This is a genomic window from Pseudoduganella aquatica (assembly GCF_009857595.1).
GTDB classification, from domain to species: Bacteria; Pseudomonadota; Gammaproteobacteria; order Burkholderiales; family Burkholderiaceae_D; genus Rugamonas; species Rugamonas aquatica_A.
On the sequence record NZ_WWCU01000018.1, the window covers coordinates 1 to 19,966 of the forward strand.

Consider the following 19,966-nt stretch of genomic DNA (forward strand, 5'->3'; position numbering starts at 1 on the left):
AGCCGGCCAAGCTGGTGATCGGCGCCATGATGCGCAAGCTCGTCCACGTTGCTTTCGGCGTCTTAAAATCTGGCAAACCATTCAATCAGGAGCTTCAAAACGCTTGACCGGCATAACAGTATCTACGGTGCAAAGACTCCGTATCCATCGTAGGGCGGGTTAGGCGCAGCGCGCCGTAACCCGCCAAGCGCCGCCTCAGGCCGGCGCGCGCTTGCTGTCGGCAAACTGCTGCAGCCCCTGCTGCACCAGCTCATAGGTCTTGTCGATATTGCTGGCCACGTCGCCGTTGAGCACCTGCAGGCCGTCGAGTATCCCGCGCGCCTCCTTGAAGCCGCGCTCTATACCGCCGCCTATGGTGTCCATGAACTTCTGCAGCACGGCCTCGTCGTCCAGCCCCTTGTTCTGTTCCTTGAACGCATCGAAAAACGCCGTGCTGAGCGACACGATGCGCCCCGCCGTCCCTTCCGGCGAATTATCCTGCCCGGCAGCGTTCTGGATCGCATCCGGACCGAAATCCGGCGCCAGCGCCTCGTTAATGCCGGTCAGCGCCGATTTGTAGAGCAGCGCCAGCGGCTCGTTGCCCGAGCCTATCGCCACCGAAATCGAGGCCTGCACGATGGACGCGTTCAGCTGCTGCCTGGCCTGCACGCGCGGCGGCGGCGCCGTATCGGCGGCGGCGCCGGCCTTGGCCAGCGGCTCGGCCGTCGCGCCCCCGGACTTCAATGTAGCGGGATTTACCATAATCGCTCTCCTAGTTTGCGCCATTCCCCTTTATCATATCGGCCAGAAAGCGGCGAACTGTAGCCGCATCCCCAACAAATAAACCGAATCCATGAGCCAGCAAACTTTCCTTTGGCACGACTATGAAACCTTCGGCGCGCAGCCGCGCCGCGACCGGCCAGCCCAGTTTGCCGCCATCCGCACCGACGCGGACCTCAACGAGATAGGCGAGCCTATCATGCTGTACTGCCAGCCGGCGCCCGACTTCCTGCCCGACCCGCAGTCCTGCCTGATCACCGGCATTACGCCGCAGCAATGCCTGGAATGGGGCGTGCCCGAGCACAAGTTCGCCGCCACCATCGAGCAGGCGTTCTCCCAGCCGGGCACCATAGGCGTGGGCTACAACACCATCCGCTTCGATGACGAAGTGACACGCTTCCTGTTCTGGCGCAACCTGTACGACCCGTATGCGCGCGAGTGGCAGAACCAGTGCGGCCGCTGGGACCTGCTGGACGTGGTGCGCATGACGTATGCGCTGCGCCCGGAAGGCATAGAATGGCCGCTGCGCGAGGACGGCAAGCCCAGCTTCCGCCTGGAGCACCTGGCCGCCGCCAACGGCCTGCTGCACGAGTCCGCGCACGACGCGCTGTCCGACGTGCGCGCCACCATAGGCCTGGCGCGCCTGATCAAGCAGAAGCAGCCCAAGCTGTGGGACTTCTGCTTTGCGCTGCACAAGAAAGACCGCGTGGCCGACGAGATCGGCATGCATTTGCTGCCCCATCTGCGCCAGCCTTTCCTGCACGTGTCCGGCATGTTCCCTGCCGAGCGCGGCTGCATCGGCCTGGTGTGGCCGCTGGGCACGCATCCGACCAACAAGAACGAGATCATTGTCTGGGACTGCGCCTACGATCCAAGCGAGCTGTACGGCCTGGACGCGGACACGGTGCGCATGCGCATGTTTACGCGCAGCAGCGAGCTGCCGGAAGGCGTGACGCGCTTGCCGATCAAGAGCGTGCATCTGAACAAGTCGCCCATGCTGGTGTCCAACCTCAAGACCCTGTCGCCGGCGATGGCGGCGCGCTGGGGCATAGACGTTGAGCAGGCCAAGCGCCACGCGCAGACTGCGGCGGCCGGGCCGGACCTCGGCGCGCTGTGGGCGCAGGTCTACCACCGTCCCGGCGCGGCCGAGCAGACGGATGTGGATGAGGACTTGTATGGCGGTTTTGTCGGCAAGGAAGACCGCCGCCTGCTCGACGCCATGCGCAAGGAATCGCCGGCCAAGCTGGCCTTGATGACGCCGCCCTTCGACGACCCACGCCTGGGCGAACTGGTGTTCCGCTACCGCGCGCGCAACTTCCCGCAGACCTTGAGCGAGCAGGAAGCCGAGCACTGGGAAGCGCACCGCGCCGCGCGCCTGTTCGACGGCGCGGCGGGGGCAAGGACGGTGGAGCAGCTGTTTGGCGAAATCGACCAGCTGTCCGAGACGGCCGACGAGCGCGGCGAGGAGATTCTCGGCGCGCTTTACGACTATGCGGAGATGGTGGCCCCGCAGCGTTATTGACGGAGCTGGCGGGTTAGGCGCATCGCGCCGTAACCCGCCAATGCTCAGCCTGCGCGGTGCGCGTTGATCGCGTCGCGCGTTTCCAGCGCCACGCGGCGCGCGGCCATGGCGAAGTCTTCGCCCGGCTGCTGCGCCGCATACAGAATGGCGCGCGAGGAATTGATCATCATGCCCGCGCCATTGGCGGTGCGGCCCGACTTCACGGTCGCTTCCACATCCCCGCCCTGCGCGCCGACACCCGGCACCAGCAGCGGCATGTCGCCGATAATCGCGCGCACCTGCGCCAGTTCTTCAGGGAAGGTGGCGCCGACCACCAGCGCGCACTGGCCATTGCTGTTCCACTTTTCCGCCACCAGGCGCGCCACGTGCTGGTACAGCGGCTTGCCGTCCACGTTCAGGAACTGCAGGTCCGAACCGCCGGCGTTCGACGTGCGGCACAGGATGATGACGCCGCGGTCGGCCCATTCCATATACGGCTCCACCGAATCCGAACCCATGTAGGGGTTCACGGTGACGGCGTCCGCGCCGTAGCGGTCATACGCTTCGCGCGCGTACTGGCGCGCGGTGGCGCCGATGTCGCCGCGCTTGGCGTCCAGTATCAGCGGAATGTGCGGGTAGTTCTCGCGCGCATAGGCGCAGATGTCTTCCAGCTGGCGCTCGGCGCTGAGGGCGGCGAAATAGGCGATCTGCGGCTTGAAGGAGCAGGCCAGGTCGGCCGTCGCGTCGATGATCTCTTTGCAGAAGTTGAAAATGCCGTTCGGGTCTTGCTGGAACTGGGGCGGCAGCTTGGCCATATCCGGGTCCAGGCCGACGCACAGCAGGGAGTCGTTGGCCGTCCATGCGGCATTCAGCTTGTTAATAAAATTCACGGCCACCCCTCTCATAAAATGCAAACCCACCATTATAACGCCGGCGTGGGTGAAGTAAAATTCGCTCCATAGCCATCAACCCCTGGATAACAATATGAAACTCTCGCAAAAAGTAGCCATCGTCACCGGCGCAACCCAGGGCATCGGTCTCGCCTGCGCGCAGCGCCTGATCGCCGAAGGCGCCAAGGTCATGCTGGTGGACATCAAGCCGGAAGGCGCGCAAGCGGCTGAAACGCTGGGCGACCAGGCCCGCTTCTGCACCGCCGATGTGAGCCAGAAAGCCGACGTGGACGCCCTCGTCGCGGAAACCCTGGCGGCGTTCGGCCGCATCGATATCCTGATCAACAATGCCGGCGTGACCCACAAGGCCGATTTCCTCGACATTACCGAGGACGATTTCGACCGCGTCATGCGCATCAACCTGAAATCCATGTTCCTGTGCAGCCAGGCCGTGGCGCGCGAGATGGTCAAGCAGAAGAGCGGCTGCATCATCAATATGTCCAGCGTCAATTCCGAACTGGCGATACCGGACCAGGTGCCTTACGTGGTGTCCAAGGGCGGCATCAACCAGCTGACCAAGGTGATGGCGCTGAACCTGGCCCAGCACGGCATCCGCGTGAACGGCATCGGCCCCGGCACCATCCTGACCGAACTGGCCAAGAAAGCCGTGCTGGGCAGCCCGGAGGCGCGCCACACCATCCTGTCGCGCACGCCGATCGGCCGCTGCGGCGAGCCGGAGGAAGTGGCGTCCATCGCCGCCTTCCTGGCCAGCGACGACGCCTCCTACATGACGGGCCAGACCCTGTTCGTGGACGGCGGCCGCATGGCGCTGAACTACACGGTGCCGGTCAAGGATTGAGTTATATTGAAAAATTATGACTGATATGAAAAATGAAAATTAGACATATATGCTGTAGCGCAGCATAATTACACCTGTCTCCACTATTCTCCTCCAAGATAATAGTTTGAAGCCCGCTTTAACCAGCGGGCTTTTTTTTGCCCGTCTCTTGAGATTTGTCATGACGGCGTCATATGGGGTAGGTAAAGTTGCTTCATCTGCTGCACATGCAACCGATATGCGTGGCAAGCAGTAAGGTGCGCCTCGAGCGCACCACCCGAATTCTGTACGTGCGATCTCTGCTCTCTTGACCCGAATGGGTTTTTCCAGCCCGCTTTAACCAGCGGGTATTTTTTTGCCCGCGTGCTATCCTTGCGCTATGCGTTCCCTACTTCAGCAAGTCGTCCTGACGTCCTCCCACGCCCAGCTGCGCTACCGCGCGGCGCTGGCCCTTTACCTGATGATACTGGTGCTCGGTTCGATTCCCGGCGCCCGTAGCGACATCGGCACGGTCGCGTCCGGCCTGGTGCTGCACTCCTGCGCCTACGCCGGGCTGACCTTTTTGCTATTTACCGGCAGCACGGGCAGCGCCGCTTTGCGGGCCGTCAAGTCGGTAGCCACCATCATGGCCATGGGCGCTCTCGATGAGCTGGTGCAGAGCTTCCTGCCCTACCGCCATGGCGCCATATCGGACTGGGCGGTGGACACAGCCTCCGCCATCATCACGGCCAGCGTGCTGTGGCTGCTGTGGAGCCGCCGCCCGGCCGCTGCCTAAGAGGTCTCGTCTTTTCCTTCCGGATACTGCTGGCCGAATTCCAGCTCCCGCTGCCGGCTTTTCACATCCATGCCGATCTTGCGCAGGATGGCCCGCGTCTGCCGCTTGCGGCTGGCGCAGGCCAGGCTGCCGCTGGCTTTTTCCGCGTCCATCCGCATTTCCAGCAACTGCTCGGCTTTCGCCAGGCGCACCAGTCCATGCAATGCTTGCGCCAATACATAGCTTTGGCGCTTGTCTGAGTGCAGCCCGCAGGTAGCCGCCGTCAAATCTTCGATTACCTTGTCCGTCCTGCGTTTGAACATAGCCATTCCCTATGAGTTTCTGACACGCAATTATGGCCATGTATTTCGGGTAATCGTTTGATGCGCATCAAGGAGTGGCGTTTGAGGAGGAACGACTGCTGCCGGCCGCGATCCAAGCTATTCGAGCGGACGCTCGTATAACGGAGACCATCATGAACATAAAACATACTTTACTGGCTTGCGCGCTGATGGCGCTGGCAGGCTGCGCTTCGGACAGCCAGTGGCAGGGGAACGGGGGTACCAGTAGCACCAGCAACACCGGCAGCCAGGCCACGAGCAGTACCAGCAGTACTAGCAGCATGGCCGGCACTGCCGGGGCCAGCACCAGTCCAGGCATGCAAAGCACCGGCAGCGGCAGCGGCGTGGTGCAGTCTATCGACCAGATAACGCGGCAGGACGCCATGGCTATGGGCATGTCGATGGGCATGGCCAGCGGCGCCGCAGCGGCCGGCGGTACCATGGGTTCGCCCATGGACAAGGTCTACCGCATCACTGTGCGCATGGACGACGGCACCACGCAAACCGTGATGGCGGAAAGCATGCCGAGCTACAAAAACGGCGACCGCGTGCGCTACGCCAACGGTGTCGTCACGCGCGAATAGCCCGTAGGGCCGGCCTAGTAAATCTGCTCGACCTGGTAGCCGCGCTGGCGCAGCAGCTCGGGCACGCCCTGCTCGCCCAGCAAATGCAGCAGGCCGACGCCAACGAAGGCAGTCCGGTCCGCCTTCATGATGTTTTCGATCGAGGCAGCCATCTCGGGATTGCGCTTGCCCAGCAGGGTGCGTTCCATAAAGGCGGCGGACACGCTGCCGCCGCTCACCATCGATTGCCAGGCCGCGTTGATGCCTGGCGCATCCGCGCGGCTCCAGGCGTCGATCAGGCTGGAGGTCTTTTTCAGCGCCGCGCCGCTGGCCAGCTCGGCCAGGTTTTCACGCAGATAGGTTTCCTGCTGCGCGTCGTCCATGCTGGCAAACAGGCCCAGTTGATAATCCGCGCTCTCCAGCTCGCGCAGCGGCTTGCTTTGCTGCGCGGCGGCTTTCAGCAGGAACTGCTCCACGCCCTGGCTGCGCACATAGCCGTTGCGCTCGATTTCCGCGCCGACCAGCAAATTGGCCAGCAGCCACGGCCGGTACTGCTCCAGCTTGTCCAGCGACATGCCGGCGCGGCTCAGCGCCTGCTCCAGCAGCGCCAGCGTCTCACCCGACAGGTGCTTGCGGATACTGTCGCCCCTGGGATAGCTGCCGTGGGCCGCCAGCGCCTGCTGGAATGGCTCGCTGGCGCGCACGTCCAGTTCCAGCACCAGCGCATTGGAATCGGCCAGCGCGCGCGTCACCTGCGGCTCCAGCGGGAAGAAGGTCTGCTTGCCCGCGTGCACGGTGCCGAACAGATAGCTGGTACGGCCATCGTGCTGCACCTTGAACAGGGCGCCACGGCGCGGCGCATCCTCGACGGACGCGGCAATGGCGCCCACCGCCGGCGAGTGTGTGCTCATGTCCAGGGTGGCGCTCAGCGCAGGCTGGCAAACCGCCAACAGCAATGCACAAACTGACAATAATTTACGTCGCATGCGAAGTCCCCTGCCGCTGATCGTTGACGATCCGGCATTGCAAATGATGATGTTGAAAAGATGAGGTTTCGGTAACGGCCGGCGTGAAAGTAAGCCTTATTGCTGCTGATGGTAAGGCTTATTTTTCCGCAAGGGAATACCTACTGCCACGTAGCCGCAAAATAAAACGCGGCGCGCCAACAAAGGCGCGCCGCGTCGATAACAAGGTGATACCAAACTGCGGAGTTTGCGGGTTTAACGTGCCAGTTCGACCAGCACAGCGGTGTACATCTGCAGGTTCAGCATCAACTGTTTGGTGGTGATGAACTCGTGCTCGGAATGGCCGGTGTATGGCGTGCCCGGCATGGCGGGACCGAAGGCCACCGCTTTGGGGAACAGACGCGAGTTGGTGCCGCCGCCTATCGATGTCGGTTTGGCATTCTGGATGCCGGTGTAATGCGAGAACACGTCCAGCAGCACCGGCACTTGCGGCGCGTCCGCCTGCACCCACGGCTCGCCGATCTGCATGGCGATGCTGGCCTGCTGCACATGCGTGCGCTTCCACTCGTCAAACGCCTGCTGGAACTCGGCCTGCAGCTGCGCCGTGGCCTTGCCGCGCGGGCGGCGCAGATTGATGTTCAGCTCGATGCCGCCGTCTTTCTGCTTGAGCACGGTTGGCGCCACCGTCATCGGCCCCATGAAATCGTCCCGGTAGGCGGCCTTGCCGAAGCGTTCGCCGTAGATGCCGGTGCCGACCAGGTCGTTCAGCATGGTCACCATGCCGGCCGCGGCCGTGGCCTTCCACGGCTGCACCTTGAGCGCGTCGGCCAGCATGCTGATGGCGTTGACGCCGTCTTCCGGCTTGGACGAGTGCGCGGACAGGCCCAGCGCGGTAATCTTAAGCTCGCGGCCCTGCCAGGCGTACTGGTAGCGCATGCCCTTCTGCCTGGCGGCCCGCGCGCGGATCTGCTTCTCCAGCGCGGGCGTGGCGTTGGCGATCACGGCGCTGGCGTCTTCCGGAATCTGGCTGCCGAAGAAGCCGCCCGCGAATTCGCGCAGCAGCGGCCCCTTGCCAGCCGCAGCAGGGACAGGCAGCGCAGGCATGGTTACTTTCACCATGCCCCAGCCCTTCTCGGCCGTCACCACCGGATATTCCGCGTCCAGCGTGATGTTCATCTGCGGCGGCACGTGGTCTTTCAGGAAAGCCTCCAGCGGCGCCCAGTCCGACTCCTCGGCCATGTAGACATACAGTTCCAGGCGCTTCTTGAGCGCCACCTTCTGGTCCTTGATCGCCTTCATCGCATACATGGCGGTGGCGATCGGGCCTTTGTCGTCCTCGGCGCCGCGCGCGATCAGGCGGCCCGGCTCGCTGGTGCTGTCCAGCTCGAACGGCGACTTGGCCCATTTGGCCGGGTTCACCGGCTGCACGTCGCCGTGCGTGATAATGCCGACCCGGTCCGCGCTCTCGCCGAGGCCGATCACCACCACGTAGCCGTGATCCTTGTAGTCCAGGCCCAGGCGCGCGGCCTCTTCCTTGAGCAGCTGCTTGAAGCCCAGGTGAGCGGGATTCTTGTCGGCCGTGATGGCCGGATCGGCGACCGTGTTATAGCTGACCATGGCGGCCAGCGCGGCGGTCATCTGCTGCGGATAAGTGTCCAGCGCGTAGCGGGCGGTGGCCGTGGCGGCGTCGCTCAAGGAGGCGGCCTGCACGGCCGGTTGGAACGCGGCCTGCACGAGCAGCGCCGTCATGGTAAGTTTCTTCAGCATTGTGTCCCGTCTTTGATGTTGGTGTGGATACCTTTAGTGTTTTGCAAGTGTAGCGGAAAGGCCATGCGCGCGTCAGGGCCTTCATTGAAACCCAGCCAGGCGTCGCCATATCCCAGCCATGATTCCATTTTCCATACTCGACCTCTCCCCCATCGCGCTAGGCAGCGATGCGTCCACTTCGCTGCGCAACACGCTGGACCTGGCGCAGCACGGCGAACGCTGGGGCTATAACCGCTACTGGCTGGCGGAACACCACGGCATGCCCGGCATTGCCAGCGCCGCCACTTCGGTGGTGATGGCGCACGTGGCCGGCGGCACCAAGACCATACGCGTGGGCGCGGGCGGCATCATGCTGCCCAACCACTCGCCGCTGGTGATCGCCGAGCAGTTCGGCACGCTGGAGGCGCTGCATCCGGGCCGCATCGACCTGGGCCTGGGCCGCGCGCCCGGCTCCGACCAGACCACCGCCCGCGCCTTGCGCCGCAACCTGGCGTCGGATTCGGACGAGTTCCCGCAGGACGTGCTGGAGCTGCAGGACTATATGTCGGACTCGCCGCGCCAGCACGTGCTGGCCGTGCCCGGCAAGGGCGCCAAGGTGCCGCTGTGGATACTGGGTTCCAGCCTGTTCGGCGCGCAGCTGGCGGCGCACCTCGGCCTGCCGTATGCGTTCGCCTCGCACTTCGCGCCGCAGCAGATGATGCAGGCGGTGGCGCTGTACCGCGCCAACTTCAAGCCGTCCGCGCAGCTCGCCCAGCCTTATGTGATGCTGGGCTTCAATGTGTTTGCGGCCGACACCGACGAGGAAGCGCAGCTGCTCGCCACGTCCATGCAGCAGGCCTTCGTCAACTTGCGCACCGGCCGCCCGTCGCAGCTGCCGCCGCCCATGGCCAACTACCGCGGCACGCTGGGCCAGCAGGAAAACGCCATGCTCGACTCGGTGCTGTCCTGCTCGGCGATCGGTTCGCCGGACACCGTGGCCAGCCAGCTGCAGGCCTTCATCAACAGCACCCGGCCGGACGAGCTGATGATCACCTCGCAAATCTTCGAGCACGCCAAGCGCCTGCATTCCTACGACATCACGGCCGGCATCCGGCAGCGGCTTGAGCCAGCGCAAACGCACCGGCCTTAGGCATTGATGTAGCTCTCCTGCCTGCTTAACTGGAATGGGGCGAATTGCCCGGCCACGCAGCAGGAGAGCACCATGAAAACCACATCCGCCATCCCACTGGCAATTGCCCTGCGTCTCGCTGCGCTGGCAGCGGCGGCCGCCATTGCCGGCGTGTGCTTCGCCGTGACGGCCGCGCCGCCCGGCGAAGCGGGCGCGCAGCAAGCGCAGCAAGCGCAGCAGCCTGCGCCTGCGGCCGGCGCCGGCGAGCATCCCACCAGCTACATGAAGGTGGACATCACCGAGGATTTCAACACCACGCTGGCCCGCATGCGCGCCGCGCGCGCCGGGCTGATGCAGCGCCAGCGCGAACTGCTGGCGCAGCGCTACGACCTGGCCAACCGTCCCAGCGGGGCCACCATGTTCCGTGGCAAGCCGGTGCAAGGCGGCGTGCGCGTCAAGCTGCCTGCGGGCGCCAGCTGGCAGCGGCTGGCCGAGCTTGATCCCGCCGAGATCCGCGCGCGCGACCTGTTCCCGGCCGGCTTCCTGCCGCTGCCGCATCCCAACCACGCGGAAGGCGGCATGCTGTTCCCGCAGTTCCACATCGACGAGATCAAGCGCCAGGAGCAGCGCGATCTGGGCCGCTTCGACCTCGATTTCGACCTGCCCGACCACTTCCTGCCCGAGTTCCCGGCGCCCATCTTCCTCACCACCCGCAGCGACCTGGGCGACGTCTCCGGCGGCAAGCTGCTCACCATCGACAACTTCCACGCCATGTTCAACGGCCTGCTCAATCCCAAGCAGCTGGAAGGCCTGCGCCTGCTGCTCACGCCCTTCCCGCAGCAGCAGTTCAACCAGACCGAGGACCGCCGCTCCGAGCGGCCCAGCCGGGGCGTGGCCTGCCTGGACTGCCACTCCAACGGCCACAGCAACGCCTCCACCCATCTGGTGGGCGACATGCGCCCGCAGATCTTCCGCCACCGCATCGACACGCCCACGCTGCGCGGCCTCAACGTGCAGCGCCTGTTCGGCTCGCAGCGCGCCCTGAAAACGGTGGAGGATTTCACCGAATTCGAGCAGCGCGCCGCCTACTTCGACGGCGATCCGGTCATCGCCACCAAGAAAGGCGTCAACCCGCTCGAGCGCGGCAGCCAGGTGCACTTCATGGCCGAGTTCCAGGCCCTGCTCGACTTCCCGCCCGCGCCCAAGCTCGGCATCGACGGCAAGCTCGATCCGCGCAAGGCCAGCGAAGCCGAGCTGCGCGGCCAGGCGCTGTTCTTCGGCAAGGCCCAGTGCGCCAGCTGCCACGCCGCGCCCTACTACACCGACAACCTGATGCACAACCTGAAAGCCGAGCGCTTCTACAAGCCGCGCATGATCAACGGCATGATGGCCACCGCAGACGGCCCCATCAAGACCTTCCCGCTGCGCGGCATCAAGGAATCCCCGCCCTACCTGCACGACGGCCGCCTGCTGACGCTGGAAGACACGGTGGAGTTCTTCAACCTCATCCTTGAAACCAAGCTCAGCGACAAAGAAAAATCCGACCTGACCGCCTTCCTGCGCACCTTGTAGCGCCGTATATCCCCCCGCCGCATATACCTCCTATATCGGCGGGCGCCTGCAGGAATCGGGATTCCCCACTACAATGACTGTCCCGCTGTGCCCGCCTATCAATGAGCAGGGCGCTGGCACTTGTCGTTCGCCCCCAGGAGTCCCAGTTGACCACCCACCAAACCACAGCCATGCCCGGGATTTCCCCCGGCATGGTGCTGCTGCTGGCCACCGCCACCGGCCTCATCGTCGCCAACCTGTATTACGCGCAGCCGCTTGTCGGCCCCATCAGCCGCGCCACCGGCCTGTCGGCCGGCGCGGCCGGGCTCATCGTCACGCTGACGCAGATTGGCTACTGCCTCGGCATGATCTTCATCGTGCCGCTGGGCGACCTGATGGAGAACCGGCGCCTGATCGTCACCTGCCTGGCCGCCACCTCGCTGGCGCTGCTGACGGCCGCCAGCACCAGCAACGCCGCCCTGTTCCTGGCCGCCGCGCTGTGCATAGGCTTGGGCTCGGTGGCCGCGCAGGTCGTGGTGCCCTTCGCCTCCCACCTGGCGCCGCCGCACACGCGCGGCCAGACCGTGGGCAAGGTGGTGTCCGGCCTGCTGATGGGCATTATGCTGGCGCGCCCCGTGTCCAGCCTGGTCACGGACGCCTTCAACTGGCACGCCATCTTCGTGCTGTCGGCGATAGGCACGGCCTTGCTGGCACTGCTGCTGCACCGCAAGCTGCCGCAGCGCCAGCCCGTCGCCACCATGCCCTACGGCGCCCTGCTGGGCTCGATGTGGCGCCTGCTGGCAACCACGCCCATCCTGCGCCGCCGCGCGGCCTACCAGGCCTGCATGTTCGGCGCCTTCAGCCTGTTCTGGACCACCGTGCCGCTGGTGCTGGCCACGCCCTATTTCAATCTGTCGCAGACCGGCATCGCCATCTTCGCGCTGGCCGGCGTGGCGGGCGCCATCGCCTCGCCCTTCGCCGGCCGCCGCGCCGACCAGGGCAAGAGCCGCTCCACCACCGGCATGGCGCTGGCCGCCGCGCTGATCGCCTTCGGCGCGCCGCTGCTGCTGCAGGGCGGCCGCGTGTTCGACCTGGGCTTGCTGGTGGCCGCCTCCATCGTGCTGGACGCGGGCGTGTCCGCCAGCCTGGTCACCGGACAGCGCGCCATCTTCGCGCTGGGCGAGGACGTGCGCAGCCGCCTCAACGGCTTGTACATGGCGGTGTTTTTCTGCGGCGGCGCCATCGGTTCCTCGCTGGGCGCCTGGATGTATGCGCACCACGGCTGGCACGGCGTGCTGCTGACCGGACTGGCCTTCCCGCTGATCGCCACGCTGGTCTACGCAACCGAATTCATGGGCAGGAAACACGCCGCTCTCTCCTAAGCAAGAGCGGGGGCAGTCCTTATAGCAGACGTACAAATAAGGCAAAGCTGGCAAAGTGTGAACATACTTTGCCACCCCCTCTTTTCATGGAGAACACAATGTCCTACAACACCCTGCTGAACCCGCAAGACTGCGTCCTGGCGCTGATCGACCACCAGCCGCAAATGCTGTTCGGCACCATGTCGCACGAGCGCACCGCCCTGCTGCACAACGCGCAGATCCTGGCCAAGACCGCCAAGCTGTTCGGCGTGCCGACCATCCTCACCACCATCGCCTCCGAGACCTTCAGCGGCCACCTGATTCCGGAAATCCAGTCCGTGTTCCCGGACCAGAAGCCCATCGACCGTACCTCGATGAACTCGTGGGAAGACGAGGGCTTCAAGGCAGCGATCAAGGCCACCGGCCGCAAGCGCGTCATCATCGCCGGCCTGTGGACCGAGGTGTGCGTGACCTTCCCTACGCTGCAGATGCTGGCCGAAGGCTATGAGATTTTCGTGCCGACCGACGCTTGCGGCGACACCACCGTGGAAGCGCACGAGCGCGCCGTACAGCGCATGGTGCAGGCCGGCGCCACGCCGACCAACTCGCTGCAATGGATGTGCGAACTGCAGCGCGACTGGGCGCGCGGCGAGACCTACGACGGCTGCATGGACATCTTCAAGGCCCACTCGGCCTACGGCATCGGCGTCCGCTACGCCAAGCAGATCCTGGGCGAGCACGCCAACGAAGGCGGCAAGTAATAAGCCGGCGGGTTACGCGGGCAAGGCCCGCTAACCCGCCCTGCGCGATCACTGTGCGCTTGCAGGGTTGCGCAGCACCACCGTGCCGGCCATGTAGTCGTGCACGGCGCGGCGGCGCTTGTTGAACAGCATGGTGATGAACTCGCCCCAGATCCAGATCTGCAAGGCCGTGTTCACGGGCGGGTACCACAGCGGCGCCTGCTCCACCAGCGCGGTGTTCATGCCCATGAAGCCGAGCGACAAGTACAAATCATCCCCCATCGCCAGCGCGGCCATCGCCAGCGCCACCGACGCCAGCGCGCTCAGCGCAAACATCACCGAATAGCGCAGCATGGCCGCCTTGCCGGTCACCGCAGCGCCGTCCACCATCGCCACGCGGATCTTCATCATCAGTTTGCCCGGCGTGCCGCCGTAGCGCTTCAGCAGGTAGACGTTGAACCACAGGCCGAACAGCAAGCCCGGCACCAGCCACAGCGCATGGAAATAGCGCGTCTTGGTGCTGAGGAAGAGCACGATGCCGGTCAGCGGCAGCAAGCACAGCGCATCCAGCCAGAACGCGCCAAAGCGTCGCCAGAAGCCCGCGTACTGCAGCTCGCCCGAAGCCGGGCCGGCATCGGTTCCATCAAAAACAGTTTGCGGAGTTTGGTAGGGATTGGTGCTTTCCATGAGAACGGGCGCCTGAAATTAAAGAATAAATATTATCGTCTGAATATTTCATTCTGACAACTATGGCAAGGCGCCCCACCAAAACAACTGATCTATGACGCAGAGCAAGGCCCCAGCTGACACTGAGCCGGAAAATGGAGAATCTATCCAAGGAGGCTGCGTGCCCACTATCTCCAAATTTTGCGGGATGATTATTCGCATGTATTTTCTGGACACCAAGCATCACAATGAACCGCACATTCACGTTCAGCATCAGGAGAAACATAGTGTCATCCTGATTCCATCAGGTCGCTTAATCGATGGAAAACTCGAAACAAAGCGCCTCGGCCAGCTTCAAAAATGGATTAAACTTCATGAACAGGAATTGATGAAGAATTGGACCCACGCCGTGAAAGGCGAACAGATCTTTCCAATAGCACCTCTGTAAGGTAGGTATCCATGCTGCCAGCCATTGTCGCCGTCGCACCATTGCCGAACTATCGTTTGTCGCTGAAATTTGCAAATGGCGAAAGCAAGACCTTCGATATGCAGGCTTACCTGGATTACGCCGTTTATCGCCCGCTGTTGGATAAACAGCTATTTGCCCATGTCTACATTGAAGGCGGCACCGTAGCGTGGTCGGACGCTATCGATATGGCGCCGGAGACCCTGTATCTGGAATCCAGATAGCCGCACCAGCGGCCTCGCTCCATCACACTTTCACGAACCAGCGCTTGCGCCACATGAGCCAGGCCACGCCGAACATGACGGCGTTGAACAGCAGCGCGTGCAGCAGCGAGGCCGCTTGCGGCTGCAAGGGCAGCGCCTTGATGGGCGCGTACAGCAGGGCGCCCAGCGAGCGCTGCGTGCCGTCTTCCTGCGCGAACTTGATGAAGCCCAGCATTTTGGCCACCAGGCCGGACAAGGCGAAAATGAACAGCGCGTTCATGCCGTAGATGATGAAGAACGCCGATCCGCTTTGCGCCTTCGCGCGCAGCCACCGCGAGGGGGTGGCGTCCAGCAGCCAGTAGAATACCGAGAACATCAGCAGCGCCCAGCCGCTGATGAACAGGCAATAGGAAGTGGTCCACAAGCTCTTGTTGATCGGCATAAGCACCACGTCCAGCATGGCGCCCGCCAGCAGCAGCGCCAGGCCGGCCAGCATCATCCACGCGGTCTGCTCGCTGCGTTCGCGACCGGACATCAGCCAGCGCCCGGCCAGCACGCCGATCAGCTGGCTGCACAGCGCGGGGATGGTGGTGAACAGCCCTTCCGGGTCCCAGGTTTTCGATTGCACCCACATATGGCCGCTCAGGAACTGGCGGTCCAGCCAGGCGCCGAAGTCGCGGCCCGGCTCCAGCACGCCGGCGGCCACCACGCCGTTCACGTCCGGCACCGGCACCAGCAGCATCACCGCGCTGTAGAACGCCAGCAGGCCGGCTATCCACCAGATGATTTGCCGCCAGTTGAAGTAGACCACCAGCGGCGCCGCCAGCATGGTGCACAGCGCGATCCGCTGCAGCACGCCGGGGATGCGCACGCTGGCCAGGTCGAAGCGCGGAATGTAGTTGAGCAGGAAGCCGATCAGGAAAATCAGCAGCGCGCGCTTGAACAGCTTGCGCAGCAAGGCGCCCTTGTCCGCGCCCGCGTCGGCCGCGCGGCCCAGCGAGAACGCCATCGAGATGCCGCCGATGAACAGGAAGAAGGGGAAGATCCAGTCGGTGAAGGTCCAGCCGTTCCAGTGCGCGTGCGCGAGCTGGGAATACAGATTGCTCCAGTCGCCGGGATTATTCACCAGCAGCATGCTGGCGATGGTGAAGCCGCGGAAAGCGTCAAGTGAGGTCAGGCGGGTTGATGTCATGTGCTGTCTGTCGTCGCAAAAGAAAAGCCGCCCGGAGGCGGCTGGAGGGCTTTACTTGGCGCGGGCTTTGCCGAAGGCGTCGCCGGCTTTCCAGTCGGGCATCTTCGGCGCGTCCGCCACCATGCGGCCCAGGTTGAGCGCGAACTGGGCGTGCTGCGTCATGCCGGCCAGGTCCCAGCTCGGATCGTATTCATCCGACACCTGGTGGTAGCGCTTGCTGTACGCGGCGGCCTTGGCTTTCGCAGCCTCCTTGTCGCCCAGGTAGTCGCTGCCCGAGGTGATGGAGAACGCCGGCACGCCCACCTTGGCGAAGCTGAAATGGTCGCTGCGGAAGTAGCCGCCCGACAGGTCCGGCCTGGCTTCGGCGATCACCATCTTCATGGCCTTGGCAGTGGCTTCGGCCATCTTGCCCAGGTCGGTGCGCTCGCTGCCCTTGGCGCCGATGTCGCGCGTGACGCCGATGAAGTTCAGGCTGTCCAGGTTCAGGTTGGCGGCCGTCTTGGCCAGCGGCCACAACGGCGCGGTGGCGTAGGCTTCGCTGCCCAGCAGGCCCTGCTCCTCGGCGGCCACCCACAGGAACATCTGGCTGCGCTTGGCCGGATTGAGCGAGGCCTCCTTGGCCATGGCCAGCAGCGCGGCGCTGCCGGAGGCGTTGTCGACCGCGCCGTTGAATATCGTGTCGCCATCGGTGCCCTGCTTGCCCAGGTGGTCCCAGTGCGCGCTGTAGATCACCACTTCGTCTTTCAGCTTGGGATCGGTGCCAGGCACCACGCCGGCCACGTTGAACTGCTCGATGCGGCGCACGGCGGCCTTCATCTCACCGGCCACCTTGGCTTTCAGCGGCACCGGCTGGAAGTCCTTGCTTTCGGCGGCGGCGCGCAGCGCGTCCAGGTCCTGGCCGGCGGCCTTGAACAGGGCGCGCGCGGTGTTGTCGGTCAGCCAGCCTTGCAGGCCGGTGCCAACGGCGCCTTGCGCCAGCTGGAAGCGTTCCACATTGTCCCAGCTGTTCTGGATCACGCTCCAGCCATACGACGCGCTCGGCGTGGTGTGGATCAGCAGCACGCCGGCTGCGCCCTGGCGCGCCGCTTCTTCAAACTTGTAGGTCCAGCGGCCGTAGTAGGTCAGCGCCTTGCCGCCGAAGCGGTCGGGCTGGGCGGTGGTCGGCTGCGGGTCGTTCACCATCATGACCAGCACTTTGCCTTTCAGGTCCTGGCCCTTGAAATCGTTCCAGCCTTCCTCCGGCGCGGTGGTGCCGTAGCCGACGAAGACCAGCTCCGCGTCCAGGCTGTGCGCGGCTTGCGCATCGCCCGGCGCCCACACCCAGTCCTTGCCGAAGGAGGCAGGCAGCGCGGCACCGTTCGCTTCCAGGCGCAGCGAGCTGTCGGCCGGCAGAGACTTCACGCCCGCGATCTGCACCGCCTGGCGGAAGGTCTTGCCGGACACCGGCTTCAGCCCGGCGGCCAGCGCCTGCGTCTCCAGGTAGGCCACGGTCAGGTCGCCGCCGCGCTGGCCGGTGCCGCGCCCTTCCAGCAGGTCGCTGGACAGGAAAGCCAGGTGGGCGCGCAATGGCGCCTCCTGTACTTTGGGCTGCTTTTGCTGGGCGGGTTTGGGCGCTGCCGCGTGGACGGGGAAGGCGAGCACGAGGCTGGCGGCAAGAACGGACGAGAACAGTTTCTGCATAGGGTCTGGTAAGAAGTCGGGGTAGGCAGCCGCATTGCTGCGCCGAGCATTGTATGCGAACTTCCCTGCTTGTCCATTGCGCGCTGCAGCAAGCGGCGGTTGACGCGCACCGCGCCGGTCGGGGATACTTTTCACATGACGTCAGCACTCCCCCCCTACATCGGCCCCTACATCGGCCGATTTGCGCCCTCGCCCACCGGCCCATTGCACCTCGGTTCACTGGTGGCGGCCATGGCCAGCTATCTGGACGCCAAGGTCCACCAGGGCCGCTGGCTGGTGCGCATTGAAGACCTGGACCGCGACCGCAACGTGGCGGGCGTGGATCAGCACATCCTGGCGTCGCTGCAACGCTGCGGCATGCAGTGGGACGGCGAGGTGACGTGGCAAACCCTGCGCACGGACCTGTACGAGGCGGCGCTGGCGCAGCTGGGCGATGCGGGCGCGGTCTATCCCTGTTCCTGTTCGCGCAAGGAGATCCACGATTCGCAGCTGCGCCTGGGCCAGGCCTCCTCGGCACTGGTCTATCCGGGCACCTGCCGCAACGGCCTGGCGCCGGGCAAGGCGGCGCGCGCGGTGCGCTTGAAAACACCGCTGCGCACGGCGCCATCGCCGGACCGCGTAATCTGCTTTCACGACCGCTGGCACGGCAAGGTTTGCCAGGACCTGGCCGCCGAGGTGGGCGACTTCGTGATACGCCGCGCCGACGGCTTCTGGGCCTACCAGCTGGCGGTGGTGGTGGACGACGGCGCGCAAGGCGTCACCGACATCGTGCGCGGCGCGGACCTGCTTGACTCAACGCCGCGCCAGCTCTACCTGCAGGCGCTGCTCGGCCTGCCGCAGCCGCGCTACCTGCACGTGCCGGTGGTGGCCAACGCGGACGGCGAAAAGCTGTCCAAGCAGACCGGCGCGCAGGCTTTCGACAATGGCGCGCCGGTGGCGCAGCTGCTGGAGTCGGCGCTGCTGCCTGCGGCGCGCTTCCTGGGCCTGAATCTGCAGGCCGACAGCGTGGAGGCATTCTGGCGCGCGGCGGTACCCGCCTGGGAGCGTTTGCTGGCGGCGAAGGATCAGAGTTCCGGACCGCGCAGCGCCACGTAGTGCGCCAGGACCGTGTCATGCTCGCCGCTTTCGGCCAGCTTGGAGGCCGCGTAGCTGCGCGTGGTTTCCAGCATGCGGTAGCGCGCCGCGCCGGTGTCGGCCACCGTGGCGAGCATGGACTTGCTCACCAGGCTGGATAGCGCGTCCATCGCCTCCTCCAGCCCTTCCCTGCCGTCCGCGCCCATGCTCAGCGCCTCCTCCAGCGAAAAGCGGCGCCGGAACACCGACAGCCGGTGCAGCATATTGCGCTCGCCTTCGCCCAGCAGCGCGTAGCTCCAGTCCAGCGTCGCCTCCAGCGTGCGGTGCCTTACCTTGGCCGTGCGCCGCCCGCCCTTGAGCAGATAGCAGCAGTCGTCCAGCCGCGCCATCAGGCCGCGCATGCCCAGCAGCTCCACGCGCGCGGCGGCCAGTTCTATCGCCAGCGGTATGCCGTCCAGGCGGCGGCAGATGTCCGCGATCTGCGGCGCTTCGGCGTCTCCCAGCGCCAGCCCGGCGGCGCTGGCCTGCACGCGCTCGGCGAACAGCTGCACCGAGGGATAGACCATGGCTTGCGCCATTGTCAGCGGCGGCGCATCCGGCTCCGGCTCGGGCGGCAGCTCCAGCGCGGGCAGGCGGTGCACCCACTCGCCCTCCGCGCGCAGCGGCTCGCGGCTGGTGGCCAGCAGGCGCACGCCGGGCGCGCCGTGCAGCACCTGCTCGGCCAGCATCGAAACGGCTTCCAGCACATGCTCGCAGCTGTCCAGTATCAGCAGCAGGTGGTGGCCTTGCAGCGCGGCCACGATGGCGGCCATGCTCTTGGCCGCCGGATGCTCCATCACCAGCGCCGCAGCCAGCGCCTGCGGCACCTGGTCGGCACGCGTCAGCGAAGCCAGGTCGACGAACACCGTGCCTTGCCGCCAATGGGTCTGCATGCGCTCGGCCGCCGCCAGCGCCGCCGTGGTCTTGCCCATGCCGCCGGTGCCGACGATGGTGACGAAGCGCCTCTCGGACAGCTGCCGCTGCAGCGCCGCCACCGTCTGCTCGCGGCCGAAGATGCGGGTGGCGCAAGGCGGCAGGCCGTCGCTCTGCGGCAGATAGACCAGGTTCGCGGCGCCGCCGCCGTCGGCGCCGGCAGAGGCGGCGGGCGTTTCGGCGGCGCGCCGCACCACCGGGGTGATGAAGCAATAGCCGCGCCCCACCACGTTCTCGATATGCCGCTCGCCCAGCGTCTTGCGCAGCGCGGCCACGTGCACGCGCAGATTGCCTTCCTCGACCACGGTGTTGGGCCAGGCGCGCGCGATCAGCTGGTCCTTGGTGACGGTTTCGCCGGCGCGTTCGAGCAGCATGTGCAGGATGTCGATGGCGCGGCTGCCCAGGCGCAGCGGGCGGTCGTCCTCATAGAGCATGCGGCGCGCCGGAAAAAAACGGAACGAATTGAAGGCCAACACCGGTTCGCCTGCTTCTGTGGCGTCGTAAAACATACAGTCCTCTTATGACGCGATACGGTTTGAGCTTGCAGTATGCCAGCTACGCGTGTCTCCGGCATG

General features: G+C 65.1%; 20 protein-coding genes and 1 pseudogene. 12 read left to right on the plus strand and 9 right to left on the minus strand.

The genetic code is table 11. The features are described from left to right. Positions 1-107: pseudogene (locus GTP77_RS31240) on the plus strand (IS110 family transposase); the annotation flags it as partial. A gap of 88 nt (positions 108-195) precedes the next feature. On the opposite strand, the gene GTP77_RS16430 reads toward GTP77_RS31240, so the two are convergent. Then, entirely contained in the window at positions 196-741 is a 546-nt protein-coding gene (locus tag GTP77_RS16430) for a DUF5610 domain-containing protein (RefSeq protein WP_161073234.1), read from the minus strand. A gap of 91 nt (positions 742-832) precedes the next feature. On the opposite strand from GTP77_RS16430, the gene sbcB reads away from it, so the two are divergent. Further along, a complete protein-coding gene (gene sbcB / locus GTP77_RS16435) occupies positions 833-2,281 on the plus strand; it encodes an exodeoxyribonuclease I (RefSeq protein ID WP_161073235.1) in 1,449 nt (482 codons plus the stop codon). A 44-nt stretch (positions 2,282-2,325) separates the two neighbouring features. On the opposite strand, the gene pyrF is transcribed toward sbcB, so the two are convergent. Then, a complete protein-coding gene (gene pyrF / locus GTP77_RS16440) occupies positions 2,326-3,150 on the minus strand; it encodes an orotidine-5'-phosphate decarboxylase (RefSeq protein ID WP_161073236.1) in 825 nt (274 codons plus the stop codon). Between the two features lie 94 nt (positions 3,151-3,244). On the opposite strand from pyrF, the gene GTP77_RS16445 reads away from it, so the two are divergent. Both GTP77_RS16445 and GTP77_RS16450 read left to right on the plus strand, forming a co-directional pair. Further along, entirely contained in the window at positions 3,245-4,009 is a 765-nt protein-coding gene (locus tag GTP77_RS16445) for an SDR family NAD(P)-dependent oxidoreductase (RefSeq protein WP_161073237.1), read from the plus strand. 358 nt (positions 4,010-4,367) lie between these two features. Next, positions 4,368-4,763: a VanZ family protein gene (locus GTP77_RS16450; RefSeq protein ID WP_161073238.1), complete on the plus strand. Its 396-nt coding sequence runs from the start codon at positions 4,368-4,370 to the stop codon at positions 4,761-4,763. Here GTP77_RS16450 and GTP77_RS16455 read toward each other — a convergent pair. Next, positions 4,760-5,065 (minus strand): hypothetical protein, encoded by a 306-nt coding sequence (locus GTP77_RS16455; RefSeq protein WP_161073239.1) that lies wholly within the window; start codon positions 5,063-5,065, stop codon positions 4,760-4,762. The two genes, GTP77_RS16450 and GTP77_RS16455, sit on opposite strands and share 4 nt — an antisense overlap. A 152-nt stretch (positions 5,066-5,217) precedes the next feature. Here GTP77_RS16455 and GTP77_RS16460 point away from each other — a divergent pair, with 152 nt between their 5' ends. Further along, positions 5,218-5,667, plus strand: a complete 450-nt coding sequence (locus tag GTP77_RS16460) for a hypothetical protein (RefSeq protein ID WP_161073240.1) — start codon at positions 5,218-5,220, stop codon at positions 5,665-5,667. Between the two features lie 14 nt (positions 5,668-5,681). On the opposite strand, the gene GTP77_RS16465 is transcribed toward GTP77_RS16460, so the two are convergent. Next, the gene (locus GTP77_RS16465) at positions 5,682-6,557 is read right to left on the minus strand and encodes a TraB/GumN family protein (protein WP_229202230.1); all 876 of its coding nucleotides are present in this window, start codon (positions 6,555-6,557) and stop codon (positions 5,682-5,684) included. A 309-nt stretch (positions 6,558-6,866) separates the two neighbouring features. Beyond that, complete coding sequence (locus tag GTP77_RS16470) at positions 6,867-8,378, minus strand: dipeptidase (protein ID WP_161073242.1); 1,512 nt, start codon at positions 8,376-8,378, stop codon at positions 6,867-6,869. A gap of 118 nt (positions 8,379-8,496) precedes the next feature. On the opposite strand from GTP77_RS16470, the gene GTP77_RS16475 reads away from it, so the two are divergent. The 4 genes from GTP77_RS16475 (at position 8,497) to GTP77_RS16490 (ending at position 13,159) form a co-directional block, all read left to right on the plus strand. Further along, positions 8,497-9,507, plus strand: a complete 1,011-nt coding sequence (locus GTP77_RS16475) for an LLM class flavin-dependent oxidoreductase (protein WP_161073243.1) — start codon at positions 8,497-8,499, stop codon at positions 9,505-9,507. Between the two features lie 72 nt (positions 9,508-9,579). Beyond that, the gene (locus GTP77_RS16480) at positions 9,580-11,058 is read left to right on the plus strand and encodes a cytochrome B6 (RefSeq protein ID WP_161073244.1); all 1,479 of its coding nucleotides are present in this window, start codon (positions 9,580-9,582) and stop codon (positions 11,056-11,058) included. 191 nt (positions 11,059-11,249) lie between these two features. After that, positions 11,250-12,419 carry an MFS transporter gene (locus GTP77_RS16485; protein ID WP_161073315.1) on the plus strand — a complete coding sequence of 390 codons (1,170 nt, stop codon included), beginning with the start codon at positions 11,250-11,252 and terminating at the stop codon, positions 12,417-12,419. Between the two features lie 98 nt (positions 12,420-12,517). Then, complete coding sequence (locus GTP77_RS16490) at positions 12,518-13,159, plus strand: hydrolase (protein WP_161073245.1); 642 nt, start codon at positions 12,518-12,520, stop codon at positions 13,157-13,159. Between the two features lie 48 nt (positions 13,160-13,207). Here GTP77_RS16490 and GTP77_RS16495 read toward each other — a convergent pair whose 3' ends face one another. Next, positions 13,208-13,825: an RDD family protein gene (locus GTP77_RS16495; protein WP_161073246.1), complete on the minus strand. Its 618-nt coding sequence runs from the start codon at positions 13,823-13,825 to the stop codon at positions 13,208-13,210. A gap of 94 nt (positions 13,826-13,919) precedes the next feature. Here GTP77_RS16495 and GTP77_RS16500 point away from each other — a divergent pair, with 94 nt between their 5' ends. Together GTP77_RS16500 and GTP77_RS16505 are read left to right on the plus strand one after the other, a co-directional pair. Next, positions 13,920-14,252: a DUF4160 domain-containing protein gene (locus GTP77_RS16500; RefSeq protein ID WP_187358745.1), complete on the plus strand. Its 333-nt coding sequence runs from the start codon at positions 13,920-13,922 to the stop codon at positions 14,250-14,252. 11 nt (positions 14,253-14,263) lie between these two features. After that, positions 14,264-14,494, plus strand: a complete 231-nt coding sequence (locus tag GTP77_RS16505; protein ID WP_161073247.1) for a DUF2442 domain-containing protein — start codon at positions 14,264-14,266, stop codon at positions 14,492-14,494. A 22-nt stretch (positions 14,495-14,516) separates the two neighbouring features. Here the strand turns inward: GTP77_RS16505 and GTP77_RS16510 are convergent, their stop codons facing one another. Beyond that, the gene (locus GTP77_RS16510) at positions 14,517-15,665 is read right to left on the minus strand and encodes an acyltransferase family protein (protein ID WP_161073248.1); all 1,149 of its coding nucleotides are present in this window, start codon (positions 15,663-15,665) and stop codon (positions 14,517-14,519) included. Positions 15,666-15,716: 51 nt separating this feature from the next. Next, positions 15,717-17,345 carry a M28 family peptidase gene (locus GTP77_RS16515; protein WP_161073249.1) on the minus strand — a complete coding sequence of 543 codons (1,629 nt, stop codon included), beginning with the start codon at positions 17,343-17,345 and terminating at the stop codon, positions 15,717-15,719. Between the two features lie 135 nt (positions 17,346-17,480). Here GTP77_RS16515 and gluQRS point away from each other — a divergent pair, with 135 nt between their 5' ends. Further along, the gene (gene gluQRS, locus GTP77_RS16520) at positions 17,481-18,440 is read left to right on the plus strand and encodes a tRNA glutamyl-Q(34) synthetase GluQRS (RefSeq protein ID WP_161073250.1); all 960 of its coding nucleotides are present in this window, start codon (positions 17,481-17,483) and stop codon (positions 18,438-18,440) included. Here gluQRS and GTP77_RS16525 read toward each other — a convergent pair. Next, positions 18,410-19,825, minus strand: a complete 1,416-nt coding sequence (locus tag GTP77_RS16525) for an ATP-binding protein (protein ID WP_161073251.1) — start codon at positions 19,823-19,825, stop codon at positions 18,410-18,412. The genes gluQRS and GTP77_RS16525 overlap by 31 nt on opposite strands. Between the last annotated feature and the right edge of the window lie 141 nt (positions 19,826-19,966).